The organism is Thermococcus peptonophilus (assembly GCF_001592435.1).
Lineage (GTDB): Archaea > Methanobacteriota_B > Thermococci > Thermococcales > Thermococcaceae > Thermococcus > Thermococcus peptonophilus.
In genome coordinates this window covers 787,466-802,347 of the sequence record NZ_CP014750.1, presented here as the reverse complement: position 1 = coordinate 802,347, position 14,882 = coordinate 787,466, and the positions used below count along the sequence as shown (strand labels likewise).

At 51.9% G+C, this 14,882-nt stretch carries 15 protein-coding genes; 6 read left to right on the top strand and 9 right to left on the bottom strand.

Annotated features, from left to right (window positions below):
* Window position 1: 1 nt before the first annotated feature.
* Window positions 2–1,780, bottom strand: a complete 1,779-nt coding sequence (gene herA, locus A0127_RS04295; RefSeq protein ID WP_062388396.1) for a DNA double-strand break repair helicase HerA — start codon at window positions 1,778–1,780, stop codon at window positions 2–4.
* Window positions 1,781–1,979: 199 nt separating this feature from the next.
* Here herA and rimI point away from each other — a divergent pair, with 199 nt between their 5' ends.
* Window positions 1,980–2,480, top strand: coding sequence for a ribosomal protein S18-alanine N-acetyltransferase (rimI, locus tag A0127_RS04290; RefSeq protein ID WP_062388394.1), 501 nt, complete (start codon window positions 1,980–1,982; stop codon window positions 2,478–2,480).
* A complete protein-coding gene (gene endA / locus A0127_RS04285; protein ID WP_011251165.1) occupies window positions 2,480–2,986 on the top strand; it encodes a tRNA-intron lyase in 507 nt (168 codons plus the stop codon). The genes rimI and endA overlap by 1 nt, the downstream gene beginning before the upstream one ends.
* Before the next feature lie 2 nt (window positions 2,987–2,988).
* On the opposite strand, the gene A0127_RS04280 is transcribed toward endA, so the two are convergent.
* From A0127_RS04280 to A0127_RS04270, 3 genes are all read right to left on the bottom strand, one after another.
* Window positions 2,989–3,816 carry a DUF835 domain-containing protein gene (locus A0127_RS04280; protein WP_062388390.1) on the bottom strand — a complete coding sequence of 276 codons (828 nt, stop codon included), beginning with the start codon at window positions 3,814–3,816 and terminating at the stop codon, window positions 2,989–2,991.
* Between the two features lie 129 nt (window positions 3,817–3,945).
* Complete coding sequence (locus A0127_RS04275) at window positions 3,946–5,133, bottom strand: glycine C-acetyltransferase (RefSeq protein WP_062388387.1); 1,188 nt, start codon at window positions 5,131–5,133, stop codon at window positions 3,946–3,948.
* 55 nt (window positions 5,134–5,188) lie between these two features.
* Complete coding sequence (locus A0127_RS04270; protein WP_062388384.1) at window positions 5,189–5,650, bottom strand: metal-dependent hydrolase; 462 nt, start codon at window positions 5,648–5,650, stop codon at window positions 5,189–5,191.
* A gap of 48 nt (window positions 5,651–5,698) precedes the next feature.
* On the opposite strand from A0127_RS04270, the gene A0127_RS04265 reads away from it, so the two are divergent.
* Complete coding sequence (locus tag A0127_RS04265) at window positions 5,699–6,679, top strand: replication factor C small subunit (protein ID WP_062388381.1); 981 nt, start codon at window positions 5,699–5,701, stop codon at window positions 6,677–6,679.
* Window positions 6,680–6,684: 5 nt separating this feature from the next.
* Window positions 6,685–8,181 carry a replication factor C large subunit gene (locus tag A0127_RS04260; protein WP_062388379.1) on the top strand — a complete coding sequence of 499 codons (1,497 nt, stop codon included), beginning with the start codon at window positions 6,685–6,687 and terminating at the stop codon, window positions 8,179–8,181.
* Between the two features lie 8 nt (window positions 8,182–8,189).
* On the opposite strand, the gene taw22 is transcribed toward A0127_RS04260, so the two are convergent.
* The 3 genes from taw22 to moaA form a co-directional block, all read right to left on the bottom strand.
* On the bottom strand, window positions 8,190–9,209 hold the full coding sequence (gene taw22, locus A0127_RS04255) for a tRNA (guanine(37)-N1)/4-demethylwyosine(37)-methyltransferase Taw22 (RefSeq protein WP_062388376.1): 1,020 nt from the start codon (window positions 9,207–9,209) through the stop codon (window positions 8,190–8,192).
* The gene (locus A0127_RS04250) at window positions 9,106–10,128 is read right to left on the bottom strand and encodes a DUF835 domain-containing protein (protein WP_062388373.1); all 1,023 of its coding nucleotides are present in this window, start codon (window positions 10,126–10,128) and stop codon (window positions 9,106–9,108) included. The genes taw22 and A0127_RS04250 overlap by 104 nt, the downstream gene beginning before the upstream one ends.
* A 91-nt stretch (window positions 10,129–10,219) precedes the next feature.
* On the bottom strand, window positions 10,220–11,143 hold the full coding sequence (gene moaA / locus A0127_RS04245) for a GTP 3',8-cyclase MoaA (protein ID WP_062388369.1): 924 nt from the start codon (window positions 11,141–11,143) through the stop codon (window positions 10,220–10,222).
* A gap of 133 nt (window positions 11,144–11,276) precedes the next feature.
* On the opposite strand from moaA, the gene A0127_RS04240 reads away from it, so the two are divergent.
* Window positions 11,277–12,008 carry a hypothetical protein gene (locus tag A0127_RS04240; protein WP_062388366.1) on the top strand — a complete coding sequence of 244 codons (732 nt, stop codon included), beginning with the start codon at window positions 11,277–11,279 and terminating at the stop codon, window positions 12,006–12,008.
* Window positions 11,974–13,389: a DUF402 domain-containing protein gene (locus A0127_RS04235; RefSeq protein ID WP_062388363.1), complete on the top strand. Its 1,416-nt coding sequence runs from the start codon at window positions 11,974–11,976 to the stop codon at window positions 13,387–13,389. Before A0127_RS04240 ends, A0127_RS04235 begins: the two co-directional genes overlap by 35 nt.
* 143 nt (window positions 13,390–13,532) lie before the next feature.
* Here the strand turns inward: A0127_RS04235 and radB are convergent, their stop codons facing one another.
* Both radB and A0127_RS04225 read right to left on the bottom strand, forming a co-directional pair.
* Complete coding sequence (gene radB / locus A0127_RS04230; RefSeq protein ID WP_062388360.1) at window positions 13,533–14,195, bottom strand: DNA repair and recombination protein RadB; 663 nt, start codon at window positions 14,193–14,195, stop codon at window positions 13,533–13,535.
* Between the two features lie 9 nt (window positions 14,196–14,204).
* Complete coding sequence (locus A0127_RS04225; RefSeq protein ID WP_062388357.1) at window positions 14,205–14,840, bottom strand: MBL fold metallo-hydrolase; 636 nt, start codon at window positions 14,838–14,840, stop codon at window positions 14,205–14,207.
* Window positions 14,841–14,882: the final 42 nt, after the last annotated feature.

Below are 14,882 nucleotides of genomic sequence, written 5' to 3'. Positions count from 1 at the left end.
CTCAAAAGTCAACCTCGATGCCCTCTTCTTCATACATCTCTTCCTTCTCCTTCTCCTCAAGCTCGCGCCTCTTCCTTTCAAGCCACCTCTCGACCGCGCCTATGTCTTCTCCTCCGTAGTTCCCGCCGAGGGCCTTGAAGTTGTATATCTTAACCAAAGCCGGGAGGCTTATCGCCTGGCCTACTATTACGGCTTCACCCTTGCCCAGTCCGGCGATGTCGCTCATGAGCTCCCCACTAACCTGCTCACTGGCCCTTACCACATACTGCTGATCGTTCGGATTGACGATGCGCATGATTATCTTGGTGTTCGTCTGGCTCAGGACGTCCTCGCTGAGCCTGCTCGGCCTCTGGGATACTAATCCAAGGCCGACGCCGAACTTCCTTCCCTCCCTTGCTATCCTTCCAAGGATTCTAACGGCCCCTCCCTTCTCGCCGTGGGGCGCGAAGATGTGGGCCTCTTCCACGATGACCATAACAGGTTCAGCAAGGGCGGGATAGTTCTTCTCAACTCCCTTCAGGAACTCTTCCAGCTCGTTTATCTCATCTGAAACGGCTGATATGTTTCCTGAGTAGGCAGTTCTGAGGTAGTCGAGCCTCTTCCTGGCCTTTTCGTAGTCCATCCTCGTCTCGAAGACCTTTTCGAGGAATTTGGCAACCACTAGCTTCATCTGCCCCTCATCGAGCGGGCCTAGATCAATCACGTTCACCTTGCCGGGCTCTATGAGGGCAACTATGTCTTCGCTCGAGAGAAGATGGCCGTAGTTCCTCAGGAAGCGCGAGACCTTCATGGTTAGTCTCATTATCGTCTCCTTCTCCGCCGATTTTATCTCCCCGAGGTCCCTGTACTGGCCGGCATGTGGATCCCAGTAGGTTCCGAATCCATCGCTTGCCCACCTCTGGAGCAGATCGTGGACAAGCTTGACGGCTTCCCTACCGCCAATTCCCTGGTTCTCGTGAAGAACCGTGTCCCAGGCCCTAAGCAGGTAGGAGCGCTGTATGCTTGCGTTGCTCTGGATTTCCATCAGGTCAGCCAGCTCCTCGCCGTCCATTGCCTCGGGCCTTATCTTGGCCTCTATCAGGTTCACGTACTCCCTTCCAGTTCCAGGCAGGCTCAGCTTCGTGTAGTCGCCGTGGGGGTCAAGGACTATCACAGTTCCACCCAATTCTTCCACAAGCTTCCAGAGCATTACTGAGACGGTGTTGCTCTTTCCTGCACCTGTCACCGCTAAAATCGCGAAGTGCCTTGACACAAGCTCGTTCACGTTGAGGTAAACCGGGACGTCTTCCCTGATTATCAGTCTTCCAAGCTCTATGTAGCCGTTTCCTCCGTAGTATATGGCCCTTAGAAGGTCTGAGCTGGCTAAATAAACCCTGTTCCCGTTTGGGACGGGAACTCTGGTCGGGACTACCTCGGCCTTCTCGCCGTTGAGCTGAACCTTCCCGAGGACGTGGACGGTGACTATCAGCGCCTCGTTCTCTCCTATGCTCTCGCCGTACTCCCTTATGTCGAGCTCAAGGGAGGTGTATGTGCTCTTGCCCTCGCTCAGGAGCCAGTTTATGTTCTTCAGCCCTCTTATTGTGCCGATAACCCACTCAACACCCTCTCCATTTTCTCCCCAGCGGCAGTTCCGGTCTTTAGCTTCTTTGCAGAGCCTCGCCACCACGAAGTCCCCAAACTTCAGGTCTGTGTCGGGATGAGCGTAGAACTGGAACGAGCTAACCGTTGCCTCCCCAGTCACGATTCCAACGGGCTTGTTAATATCCTCGGCTATCCTCATAACTTCCACCTATCGAGTAACTTCCAGTTCCAGAGTTTTAAACTTTGCTGCTTGCCTATTCTTACCACAAAAGGAGAAAAATCAGCCAGGAATCCGGTCATCATCCTGCCCGTCAGGTTCGAGAGTGCTCATCACCTTGGGTGGCCACCCATCAAGGGCTCTCCTCAATCCTTTTAAGGCTTTGGAGGGAGTTTGTAATATGAGCACATCAGCCAGAGAGGCCAGCAGAAGGATTCCCCTCGCGATGGTCGTGATAAGGCCGGCGAAGCTCTTCGACATCCCTGAGGTTATGAGGATAGAGCGCGAATCTTTCCGCGAGGCTTACCCGAGGGGACTTTTCCTCATGTTCCTGGAGAACAACCCGGATACCTTTCTCGTGGCGGAGTACAACGGGAAGGTTGTTGGCTACGTGATGGGCTATCTTCGCCCGGACCTTGAAGGGCACATAATGAGCATAGCCGTTGATAAAGAGTACCGAGGCAACGGGATAGGTTCTGCCCTTCTGACCGAGGTCATCGAGAGGCTCATAAAGAGGGGCGCCCGCTACATCGGCCTGGAAGTTAGGGTGAGCAACGAAAACGCGATAAGGCTCTACGAACGCTTCGGCTTCAGGAAGGTTAAGAGGATTATAGGCTACTACTCCGACGGTGAGGATGCCTACTACATGCTACTCCCAGCGGAGGAATGGAGGGGAAGCTGATGATAATCTTCTACCTGAGCGGCGATAGGGTCTTCTCAACCGATCAGAACGCGATAAACGGGCTCTACAACAAGCGATACTTTGGAAAGGTCGTGGAGGGTAAGCTGTTCCTGTCGCTCCTTGAGGCGGCGTACCTCGTCGAGCGCGGCAAGATTGAGGTCAGGGACGGCAAGAGGAAGCTCTCGCTTGAGGAGATAATGAACCTTGGCAGGGCAAGGGATGAGCTTTTTGACGCTAAGTACCTTGTCTACAAAGACCTGAGGGACAGGGGCTACACCGTGAAGTCGGGCCTGAAGTTCGGCTCCCATTTCCGAGTTTATCGGAGGGGAATGGAGGAGCACTCCGAGTGGCTCGTCTGGGTTGTCCCCGAGAACTCCAGGTTAAGTCCAAACGACATAACCGCTCGCGTCAGGGTGGCTCACGGCGTGAGGAAGAACATGATAATGGCGATAGTTGACGAGGACGCTGACGTGACCTACTACAAGGTCGAGTGGGTGAAGTTCTAGACTCATTCGGCTTTTTCTTGAAGGAATTCAAACTCCCTCCTGAATAGGTTCCACTCCCTCTCATTGAGGGAAGCCTTCTCTACGGGTACTAGGATCACGGTGTTGTTTATGAGGGCGTAGTCCTTTAAGGTTGAAAGGAACTTGTAGACTGGGATAAATCCGTTTTCGAGGATTAAGTATTCAAGGCCATCGAGATATATCAGCTTGAGAGTCTCTTTTCTCTTCATGAAAGTGACTAGGGTGTGGAGCAGGTACTCAAGCCTGCGGGGATTAACACAGCCGTCGCCGCACTCGGCCGTTGTAAGCCACAAAACCGGAACCTCTTCAAGGTTAAGGATCTTTCTCACGTTCTCTGGCATTGTGCGGGTTATAATTAAGGGGGCACGACCTGTAATAAGCTTTGACAGGAGTGTGAGGCCTGAACTTGGGGGAATAATATACACTCCGGGGGACATCTCTTCGAGCTCGCCTTCTATCTCCACAACTGGAACGAGCTCGTATTTTTTTGTTATGGACGATATCATACTTATCCATCCAAAAATCATGAGAGATAAACCTATGAGCAGGAAGAAGTTACCGATGGTGCCAACAAGGTTCTTCTCATTCTGTTCTAAGTGAATGAACCCAGCGTTGTTGAGATCGAGGGGAAGAAACAGCGTCTTCGTCAGGACAGCGAGAAAAAGGCCGAGGAGCATTAAATCGTACGAGCGGGAGAACTGCGGGTAATGGGATATAAATTGGTGTCTGTAGTACAAGCTGAGGAGGGTTACAGTGAGTAGCGTTATGAGGACAATCCCTGCAAGAACAATGTGTGTAATGTTGACTACCACGTCTTACACCCAAATAAGTAATATGTGACAGAACTTTATAAGACATTTCATGCTGACTTCATAATTTAGACCTTGACTAAGGGTTGTAAAAACAGAACAAAAGGCGAAAAAATGTTCAAAGTTAGAACTTCACTTCAAGAACCCAGTCTTCTTTCCGAGGTCCTCGAAGGCATCTAGCACGTACTGGAGGTCCTCCTTGCTGTGGGCCGCTGAGGGCTCTAGCCTTATCCTCGCGGTTCCGAGCGGCACGGTCGGATAGACGATCGCCTGCGCAAAGATGTTGTACTCGTCGTACAGCCTTCTCGAGAACTCCTGGGCGAGCTTCTCGTCGTAGAGCATCACCGGGGTTATCGGGTGCTTAGTGTTGCCGAGGTCGTAGCCGAGGTCTCTGAGGCCCTTCTGGAGGAAGTGGGTGTTGTCCCAGAGCTTCTTGACCAGCTCATCGCTCCTCTGGAGTATCTCGACAGCCGCTATAGCCGCTGCAACATCAGGTGGGTTCGGGGCGCTCGAGAAGAGGAACGGCCTCGCCCTCTGGCGGAGGTATTCAATGGCCTCTTCCGGGCCGGCGACGTAGCCCCCTATAACGCCGAAGGCCTTGCTCAGCGTTCCCATCTCGAAGTCGACCTTGTCGTGGAGCTTGAAGTGGTCGACGATACCTCTTCCGCTGTCACCGAGGACACCCTCACCGTGGGCGTCGTCAATGTAGAGGATGGCATCGTACTGCTCAGCTAACTCCGCCATCTCCGGAAGTGGAGCGAGATCACCGTCCATCGAGAAGACACCGTCGCTGACGATGATTTTCTTCTTCTTGTCCTTGTTCTCTTCGAGGCGCTTCTTGAGGTCATCCATGTCTATGTGCTTGTAGATGACCTTCGGCGCCCCGCTGAGGCGCATTCCGTCTATGATACTCGCGTGGTTGAGCTCCTCGCTGATGAACACACCGTCTTCTCCTTTCTTAAGGAGCGCGCTTATCGCTCCAAGATTGGCGTTGTAGCCGCTCTGGAAGAGTATGGCCGCTTCCCTCTTCTTGAACTTGGCCAGCTTTTCCTCAAGCTCGACGTGGAGTTCCATTGTTCCCGCAATAGTTCTGACGGCACCGGCACCGACACCGTAGTCGAGGATAGCCCTTATGGCAGCATAGCGGATCTCGGGATGGGCGGCTAGACCAAGGTAGTTGTTCGAGCACATGTTGAGAACCTTCTTTCCGTCAACAACAACCCACGGGCCCTGGGCGCTCTCAAGCTTTCTTATGGTTACGTAGAGACCCTTCTCCTTAAGCTCCTGAAGTTCTTCTCTAATCCAGTCAAGCTTTCCCATGAGAATCACCGGTAGTTCTTGGTCATCAAAGTATAAAAGTTTTGCAGTGGGCAGGTTAGTGCAGTCTAAGTATAATGACGAGAAGCGTCAGCAGGAGAAGCGCCAAACTCCCACCCAGATTGAGTTCGTAATCCCTTCTTGGAGTTGGATACGCTGAGAGTATTCCGATGGAAAGTTTAGGCACGTGAAGTCCCAAAACTGCCCTAACCGAAATTCCGTAGCCTTTTCTCGAGATCGGATAGAAGAAAGGGAGAACTCCAGTGAAGAGGTCAAGAAAGAGATGCGAAAGCCAGCCGAGGACAAATAGGTAAGGGTAACCACCGAAGTACCAGCCAGTTAGGAAGGCAGGCAAAAAAGCCAAAAGGGAGTGAAGATAGGATCGATGCTCCCTTGATAGGGCGTCGAGATCTGGAAAGACGGCTCCAGCTACAAGAATAACTATCCCAACTATATCCGGAGTCGGAGACAGGGCAAGGTACAGAAGCGTCGGTATGGAAGCGTGTTCAAGAGGATCCATGGCAAAAGCCTTAAACTCCGAGTGCTCATAAACGTTTAGGTGGAATCCATGCCAGAGGAAGTGAAAGAAGTTAAGATTCTTGAAAAGCCGTGGGTTGAGGAGTATAGGCCGCAAAGGCTCGACGATATAGTCGGTCAGGATCACATAGTCAAGAGGTTGAAGCACTACGTTAAAACCGGCTCGATGCCGCACCTTCTATTCGCAGGCCCCCCTGGTGTCGGGAAGACTACGGCCGCTCTGGCGTTAGCCAGAGAGCTCTTTGGCGAGAACTGGAGGCACAACTTCCTAGAGCTGAATGCGTCGGATGAGCGTGGCATAAACGTCATCAGGGAGAAGGTGAAGGAGTTCGCGAGAACGAAGCCGATAGGCGGCGCGAGCTTCAAGATAATATTCCTTGACGAGGCAGATGCCCTCACACAGGACGCTCAGCAGGCCCTCAGAAGGACGATGGAGATGTTCTCGAACAACGTCCGCTTTATTCTGAGCTGTAACTACTCCTCAAAGATCATCGAACCCATACAGTCGAGGTGCGCCATCTTCCGCTTCAGGCCGCTCCGCGACGAGGACATAGCGAAGCGCATCAAGTACATAGCTGAAAACGAGGGTCTCGAGCTCACCGAGGAAGGCCTACAGGCGATACTCTACGTCGCTGAGGGAGACCTTAGGAGGGCAATCAACGTTCTTCAGGCTGCTGCCGCCCTCGACACAAGGATAACCGACGAGAACGTCTTCCTCGTTGCCAGCAGGGCGAGGCCTGAGGATGTGCGCGAGATGATGACCTTAGCTCTGGAGGGCAACTTCCTGAAGGCGAGAGAGAAGCTCAGGGATATCCTGTTAAGGCAGGGCCTCAGCGGTGAAGATGTCCTCATCCAGATGCACAAGGAGGTATTCAACCTCCCTATTCCGGAGGACAAGAAGGTTGCTCTGGCCGACAAGATAGGAGAGTACAACTTCCGCCTTGTTGAGGGGGCCAACGAGATGATACAGCTCGAGGCTCTCCTTGCCCAGTTCACGATTATGGGTAAGTGATCCCTATGACGGAAGTCCCGTGGATTGAAAAATACCGGCCGAGGAAGCTCAGCGAGATAGTGAACCAGAACAAGGCCATAGAGCAGGTTAGGGCGTGGGTTGAAGCCTGGCTCCATGGAAACCCGCCGAAGAAGAAAGCGCTGATCCTTGCGGGACCGCCGGGAACGGGCAAAACGACGACTGTCTATGCTTTAGCCCATGAGTACGGCTTCGAGGTCATCGAGCTCAACGCGAGTGACGAGAGGACGTATGAGAAGATAGAGCGCTACGTTCAGGCCGCATATACCATGGACATCCTCGGAAAGAGGAGGAAGCTGATATTCCTTGATGAGGCCGACAACATTGAGCCCTCTGGGGCACGGGAGATAGCGAAGCTCATCGACAAGGCAAGAAACCCGATAATAATGAGCGCCAACCACTACTGGGAAGTCCCCAGAGAGATACGCAACAGGGCGCAGATAGTCGAGTACAAGAGGCTGACGCAGAGGGACATAATAAAGGCCCTCGTGAGAATACTCAAGCGCGAAGGGAAGAACGTCCCAAAGGAAGTCTTATACGAGATAGCCAAGAGGGCGAACGGCGATCTGAGGGCGGCAATAAACGACCTCCAGACCGTCGTTACTGGTGGAGTCGAGGACGCCGTTGAAGTCCTGGCTTACCGCGATACTGAGAAAAGTGTTTTCCAGGCGCTGGCCCAGCTGTTCGCAACGGACAACGCCAAGAGGGCAAAGATGGCGGTGCTTGGCGTGGATATGTTTCCAAACGAACTCCTCCAGTGGATAGATGAGAACGTGCCCTACGTCTACTACAAGCCCGAGGACATAGCCAGAGCGTATGAAGCCATCAGCAGAGCTGATATATACCTTGGCAGAGCTCAGAGGACTGGGAACTACGGCCTCTGGAAGTACGCAACCGACATGATGACGGCTGGGGTTGCCGTTGCCGGCGTCAAGAAGAAGGGCTTCGTTAAAATCTATCCGCCTAAGACGATAAAGCTCCTCACTGAGAGCAAGGAGGAGCGCTCGCTAAGAGATTCAATAATCAAGAAGATAATGAGCGAGATGCACATGGCAAAGCCCGAGGCAATAGAAACCCTCCGCTACCTCAGGGTTATCTTCGAGAACAACCCGGATTTGGCGGCCCACTTCGTCGTCTTCCTCGACCTCAGCGAGAAAGAAGTTGAGTTCATAACCGGGGACAAGGAGAAGGCGAAGACGATATGGGCTAAGAGTATGAATATCGAGAAGAAGCTGAAGAAGGAGGGCGAGCTTGAGGCGAGGGCGAGGGAAGCCGAAAGAAAGGTGGAAGAGGCCAAGGAGGAAGCCATAGAAGCCGAAGAAGCTGAAGAAGAACTTGAAGAAGTCAAGGAAGAGGAGCTAACCGAGGAGGATCTTGAGGAGGCCGAGGAAGAAGTAGAGGCCGTGGGAAAGGGAGAAAAGTCCGAGAAGGAGAAGCCCAAAAAGGGCAAGCAGGCAACACTGTTCGACTTCCTGAAGAAGTGAAAACCTCTCTACTCCTCACCTTTTAATTCAATATCGGCACAAACCTTGAACACATGCGGCTTGAAGTCGCTGACCTTCTTTATCCTGACCCTGCACTCTTTTCCCTGTTTTCTGCACTCATCGACGATTCTCTCCCTGAACTCCGGTATTTTCTCCTCATGGACAAAGTCGTAGTAGTGGAGCCACCTTTCTGCTTTGCTGAGGGTTAGGGCTAGGGCATCAACGCCCCTTGGTGTTGGGCTTATCACTCTGTCAAATGTAGGTAACTTTGGAAGAACCTCGAAGGCATCGCCGTGTATGAACTCTATCTCTCCCTTTAGTCTCTTCCTGTTCAGCTCGATGTTCTCCAGCCCCAGCCGGTAGGCCTCTTCGTTCAGCTCAACGGCCGTGATTTTGACTTTCCTATAGTGGGCTATCACGAGGGCATATGGCAGGACTCCAGCGAAGGGTATCAGAACCCGTTCGCCGTCTTTTACGAGTTGAGCTAACCTGTACCGCTCGCCCTTCATCCTCGGGTTGAAGAAGGCCCTGCTCAGATCTACCTTTATCTCTACGCCGTTCTCTTTGTGGGCAGTTGTCAGTCTCTTCTCGCCCCAGATTATAGAGTAGTCTCTTATTCTGAACGCCCCCTCGTGGAAGCCCTTTTTTGCAACGACTCTGATGAACGGGTGGACTTTCCTCAGCCCCCAGACGATGTCATCTGCCCTGTGCTCAAGCTCGGGAGGGATTTGGATGACTGCTATATCCCCGATAACATCATAGCGCCTCAGGTACTTCAGCTCCTCAGTCGTTAGCCTCTCCGCTAGAACGCTCTCAAGGTTTTTGTATATCTGTCTCTCAGGTCTCAGGGGAAGTTCTACGGGCAGAACATCGTATCCCAACTCGTAAGCACGCGGATCATCTATGACCGGAAGTAGAATGAAATCATTTTCCCTCTTCGGTCGTCTCTTCCCGTCGTAGAGTTTGAGCTTTTTGAGCTTCCTCTTTATTGACTCGGCTTCCCTCTTCGGGACTTTTATCGCCAGCATCTTCGGCCTCCCGTTCCTTTGTTGTTGGGGAAATGACGCCAAACAATGCCAGTTCGTCGGTTTTGTCAGGGGGTAAAACCTGACTGAGCTTTTTTATGAGTTCATCTTCTTCTATCTCTTCAAACTCCCTGAGCAGTATAATCTCCTGTTTTTTGTCGAAGATGCCCTCTGGAATGTGGATGAGCATGAGTGAGTTTTTAATCATTACCATGTCCTTGACTGCGAAGAGAAACTTGGCCACTGAGGGGAAGTCGTTGTAGAGGGTTAGATACTCCAGTCCATCAAAGTACACAACGACTGATCCACGCTGCTCCATGAACTGGAGAACCTTCCCCTGGATAACGTGGAGTTTTGAGGGGTCAATGGAGTTCTCAACGTCTGCCCTTGATAACCATAGGAACTCGTCAGGGTGAACTCCAAACTTCTCGATCCACTCTTCGCGGGATTTTCTGCTGACGACTATCAGCCCCTTGGAGACTTTCTTGAGCAGGTAGAATAACTGGGGAGATGGTTCTTTGCGAATTGAGTATCCACTATGTAGGGGAAGCTCTTTTTCTCTGGTCTCATTTCTTTCTGGAGTTTTTGAAGCTGTGCTTCGTTCTTTAACCCCTCCCGGTTTCTCAATACTAGTTGCTGCTGCTCTTAAACTCAGGAATATTGTGGATAAAATAGCAATATATGAAAGGGTGTAGAATATTACCATCAAAAACCAGAGGGGCCTTGGGGTTAGTGAGTCTATAATTGCACTCACGGAGCCCAAGCCAAAGAGCAGAAGCGAGATGAGAGTTCTTCTGGCGAGGCTCTTCCACGGTCCTGGGACTTTTTTGTAGTAGTACAACGCCCAGTATATGCTAATGAGTGCTCCGAGAAGTAGCAACCATCCCGCTATGAAGCCCTTAAAATCAATCGGGTTGAGCATTGTTAGCCTCCAATTTTGTTATCTACGTCCTCCCTAAAAACCTTGTCCAACCTTGACTTTTTGTTCTCTATAAAGAGTTCTAGTGGGGGCATCATTTCCAGTACGGCTCCCTCATGAGAACGGCCTTTTTGAAAATCTCTACTATTTCATTGTCGCTAGCCCCCTTTCTCATGGTGGAAACAAAGTCTATGAGGTCATTGTTCCTCAGCAGGCAGGTCTTGAACTTGCCGTTTGAAGTTACTCTCAGTCTCGTACAGTTGGCGCAGAAGACAGTGTTGTGCATTGCGCGAACAACTTCCACCTCGGCTATGCCGTACTCAGTTGGAATGAAATATTTCTTCCTCCTGTGCATCCGCCTTTCCCTTGTTTCAACTGCGAGCTTTTCCAGCTTCTCTTCAACGGGCTTGAGAGGGTAGAAGTACTTCCTAAAAAAGGGCGTCTCAGTCATCTCCCTTGGAGCCTCAAGCTCTATTAACTGAAGAATCGTTCCAGTCTTCGCCGCGAAGTTTACCATGTCCCAGATTTCGCCATCGTTCAGGCCCTTCATGACTGTCATGTTAAGCTTCACGGGAGAGAGGTACTTCACGGCCTCCTCAATGCCCTCAAGAACGACCTCAAGCCCACCAACGCCGGTTATCCTCTTGTAAACTTCTGGCTTTAGGCTGTGGAGGGATACGTTTACCCTGTCGAGGCCAGCCTTGGCTAGAGGCTTCGCCAGTTCCTTCAGCCTGCTCCCATTGGTCGTCATGCTGAGGTCGATGACGTAGGGCTTTATTCTCCTCACGATTTCAATTATATCTTCCCTTACCGTTGGCTCGCCGCCTGTCAGTTTGACCTTTCGTATTCCGAGCCTTGAAGCGATCCTGACGAGGCGCTCTATTTCCTCGGGAGTAAGCTCGTTTTTCGCCAGAAACCTCTGGCCTTCCCGGTGGCAGAAGAAGCAGCGGTAGTTGCACTCCTGCGTGAGCGAAATCCTGAGGTTCGTTACTGGCCTGCCGAAGCGGTCGTAGAGCACTCCATTCACCCATCTGTATTATGGATGAGCTTAAAAAAGGGTTTCGGTTAAGCGATTATGTTTCCCAGACTTGTGTCTTTCCGATGGAAAAGTAAAAGTAGTGGTAGTTGCAACTTAGAGTTAGGGGGTGCCGATGGACGTTGAGGAACTGAAGGCTAGGCTCGGCGATTTTGAGGGGATTCATTCATCCTTCGAGGATGCCTTCTCAAGGCTATATGAACCGGAAGAGGAGCTTGCAGAGGTTGTGAGGGAGCTTCACTCGCTCTCGTCCAAAAAGCTTGAACTGGCTTCTCACATCTACAAGGAGCTTTCCGCGATCGGGGGAAGGGTCGAAGAGCTCGCGAAGGAACTTTACAAGAACGAGCACCAGATGAAGTTTCGCCTTGAAGAAGTGATGTCTCTTCTGGGGCGGGACGACTATGAAGGCAGAGCGAGGCTTAAGGCCGCTTTAGACAGGCTGGTTCAGTTCCACAGGCTCTATGATTATGCCATCCGGAAGGCCCTGAGTGAGCTTTCTGCCGAGGTTGAAAGTCTGACGATCCTGGGCGAAAACCAAAAAAAGGTTCCAGTCAGCATACTTGAGGAGCTCCGGAAAACCAAGGCAATTGGGAGTCAGCTTGAGACCCTTAAGAGGTTCCTTTACAGACTTTATGTTCACTCCTCGGACGTTCACAGGGTCGAGCAGGCCTTGAGGGAGTGGCACGCAAAAGGCCTGCTCTGGGTCGAGGCGAGAAACGTTGAGAAGGCCAGCGGAGTGAGAGAGGCCGGCGAGATACTTGAGGGACTCGCGCTCATTGGGGTAATCGAGAAAAAGGATAGGGGTGGTGAAAGTGTCTACAGACACAAGGCCTACAGTCAGGATTAGGGGGATATACAGCACTGCCCTGACGAAGCTCTTCCTCGACAGGGGCTTCGGCATCAGCCAGCCGAGCAACAAGATCGTCGAGCGCTTCGGCCTCGAGAAGACCTACGATGACTTCGACGTTGACATCTACGATAAGAAGGACAGACACGGGGTTGTGCTCGTGGGGGATGCCGTTGAAGAGGCCAAGAAGGTTCTTGAAGAAGAGCTCATTGACGTCTTTTTTAGAAGACTCCCGTACCAGCTCTACGGCATCTACAAGGGGCTTGTTGTGAAAGTCGATGGGAAGTACGTTTATGTTGACCTTGGGAGTGCGATAGGAACCCTCTCAAGGAAGGAACTTCCGAATGCAGTTGAGGGAGATGAAATACTCGTTCAGGTCAAGAAGCACAACTTTCTGCCACACCTGAGCACTACTCTCACCATACCGGGTGACTATGCCGTCCTCATACCGAAGCCCATAGGGGCACAGAGACACGTCAAGATATCGAGGAAGATAAGGGACAACCAGGAGCGTGAGAGGCTCAGGATTCTGGGCCTCAGCATAGACCTCGGCAGGTGGGGAGTTCTCTGGAGGACTGCAGCCGCCTATAAGGACTGGAACCTTCTCAGGGACGAGATTGTGAGGCTCTCTAAGCTCGCTGACAGGCTAGCAAAGGCTGACACATACTTCGCCCCATCACTGATAATTGAGGGCAGGAACATCTATGAAGTGGAGTTCGGCGGCGGGGCGAAGAGAAAGCTCGACGAGATAAGGAACAAGGTCGTTCCAACTGTTGAGGGCCACCACCAGCTCAAGGCCAAAGACCCGGAGCTTGGCTTTGCCGTTGAGATAGCCGAGGGAATACTCTCAAAGGTTCCCGGTCAGAGAGTCAAGGTGAACCAGGGCTTCTGGGAGGCGCTCGTGGAGAACAAGGGGCCTAAGAAGGGCTGGCTCTTCACCCTTGAGCACGTCAAGCCCGATGGGCAGAGGATCAGGATAGGGCCTGGAGAGGTCTTGGAGGTCTCCCACAACCCGCTCAGGGTCACAATAAAGAGACACCTCAAGCCGGGCAAGTTCTACGACGGCCTTGAGCTTCCGATTGAGTTTGGAGATTATGCCATAACCGAGCTCGAAGCTGGAAAGTGGTGGTTCGTGCACAGGTATTACGACAAGAACGGCAACCTGAAGGGTGAGTACTACAACATAAACACGCCCGTTGAGATATATCCTGACGGGGCTCGCTACGTTGACCTCGAAGTTGATATAGTTAAGTGGCCAGACGGCAAGAAGGAGATAATCGACCAGGAGGAGCTCAAGGAGCACTACGAAGAGGGCATCATCAGTGAGAAGCTCTACAGGGCCGTGCTCAGGATAACGCAGGAGGTATTTGAGAGGATTTAGGGCAGAGTCTTGATTTCCAGCTTTTGCGCCTTTTTTTCAGCCTTTTATCTTACGTTGTTAGCCTCTTGAAGTTTTCCTTACTGATTTTGAACATTACAAAAAATCAGTAATTCCTTGCTATGGAACAGGGCGCAGGGACATTTTCACTCAACGTCCTCTATCCCCTTCTCCGTTATCCTGAAATATGCCATAAGCTCTTCGGGTCTGAAGCGGTGCCTCTCAAGAACTGCCACCCTTAGTCCTGGCTTTGGCAGTCTATCGAGGCGGAGGATGTCCTTACAGCGGTAGCCAAGGGTCTGCTCGGCGACGGGCTTTGTCATCTCGGTTCTGCTGTCGAAGTGAACCTGGTTAATGACTATTACCGGTATGTTGTGCTTCCGGGCTATCCACAGGAGAACCTGAAGCTGTCTGCTCAGCTCCGCTATCAGACCGCTTCTGTTTTCCTCTGCTCTATAGTGAGCGGTTATTGAATCAACGACGACAAGTGCAAAGTTGCTGTCCACGGTCTTTTTCAGAGAACCTATGACGCGCCTCTGCTCCTTGAAATCTGAAGGGGTGAACAGAATGAACCTTGAGAGGGCCTCTTCGGGGTTTAACCCTCTTATCTCGGCCATCTGGGCAAGTCTTTCGGGAGAAAAACCGCCCTCAGTATCGACATATGCTACTTTTTTTCCACTAAGCAGGCCGGTCTGCAGGGCCAGGGTCGTCTTACCGCTCGCATAAGGTCCATAAACCTGGGTTAAGACCCCGGGAGCGAACCCGCCCCCGAGAAGACTGTCCAGGCTCTTGGTGCCCGTTGAGAGCATGGAGTTCCCTCAAACCTCGATTTCCTTGTACAGCTCTGGCTCTATAAAGCGAACCCATATCCTTCTCTTTCTCAGCTCGCTCTCAAGCTTCGACGGATCTTCATCGTTGTAAACTCCGTAGTGCATTGGTATGACTATTCTGGGCCTGATGTCCTCGATTATCTGCGCTGCTTCTCTCTCGTTTGCTGTGGAACGGCCGCTGATCGGCACTAGGAGGACGTCAATCTTCCCCCTCAGCCTCTGGAAGGCGGGCGTTGAGTACGTGTCACCCGGGTGAAAAACCGTTTTGTCGCCCTCAATTATGTAACCGAGAGGGTATTGGCTTGAAGGATGCTCAACGTAGATTGCAGTAACCTTGACGCCGTTTTCGAGCTCTATTGTCTGCCCGGAGTCAATCTCCCTCGCCTTGGTGACGCCCTCGGCTACCGCCATAAGGTACACCTGCTTCGGCCCTATGACAGTTGCATCCCTGAGCCTTGAGAGCAGTTCGACTTTTCCATAATGGTCCGTGTGCTCGTGGGTTATCAGGATGTAGTCCACGTCACCTATCCTGTCGTCGTCAACCTCCGGATACGGGTCTATGAGGAACTTCACTCCCTTCGTCTCTATCCAGAAGCAGGAATGACCGTACCATATGGTCTTCATCGGCATGACCTCCTCGGGAAGTTTCGATAGGATGAACTTAAA

Excerpts from the sequence above, each read along its gene's own strand:
- radB (WP_062388360.1), bottom strand. The coding sequence starts at position 14,195 with ATGCTCTCAACGGGCACCAAGAGCCTGGACAGTCTTCTCGGGGGCGGG.
- rimI (WP_062388394.1), top strand. The coding sequence starts at position 1,980 with ATGAGCACATCAGCCAGAGAGGCCAGCAGAAGGATTCCCCTCGCGATG.
- herA (WP_062388396.1), bottom strand. The coding sequence starts at position 1,780 with ATGAGGATAGCCGAGGATATTAACAAGCCCGTTGGAATCGTGACTGGG.
- A0127_RS04240 (WP_062388366.1), top strand. The coding sequence starts at position 11,277 with ATGGACGTTGAGGAACTGAAGGCTAGGCTCGGCGATTTTGAGGGGATT.
- A0127_RS04265 (WP_062388381.1), top strand. The coding sequence starts at position 5,699 with ATGCCAGAGGAAGTGAAAGAAGTTAAGATTCTTGAAAAGCCGTGGGTT.
- A0127_RS04270 (WP_062388384.1), bottom strand. The coding sequence starts at position 5,650 with ATGGATCCTCTTGAACACGCTTCCATACCGACGCTTCTGTACCTTGCC.
- A0127_RS04275 (WP_062388387.1), bottom strand. The coding sequence starts at position 5,133 with ATGGGAAAGCTTGACTGGATTAGAGAAGAACTTCAGGAGCTTAAGGAG.
- A0127_RS04260 (WP_062388379.1), top strand. The coding sequence starts at position 6,685 with ATGACGGAAGTCCCGTGGATTGAAAAATACCGGCCGAGGAAGCTCAGC.
- endA (WP_011251165.1), top strand. The coding sequence starts at position 2,480 with ATGATAATCTTCTACCTGAGCGGCGATAGGGTCTTCTCAACCGATCAG.
- A0127_RS04225 (WP_062388357.1), bottom strand. The coding sequence starts at position 14,840 with ATGAAGACCATATGGTACGGTCATTCCTGCTTCTGGATAGAGACGAAG.
- taw22 (WP_062388376.1), bottom strand. The coding sequence starts at position 9,209 with ATGCTGGCGATAAAAGTCCCGAAGAGGGAAGCCGAGTCAATAAAGAGG.
- A0127_RS04250 (WP_062388373.1), bottom strand. The coding sequence starts at position 10,128 with ATGCTCAACCCGATTGATTTTAAGGGCTTCATAGCGGGATGGTTGCTA.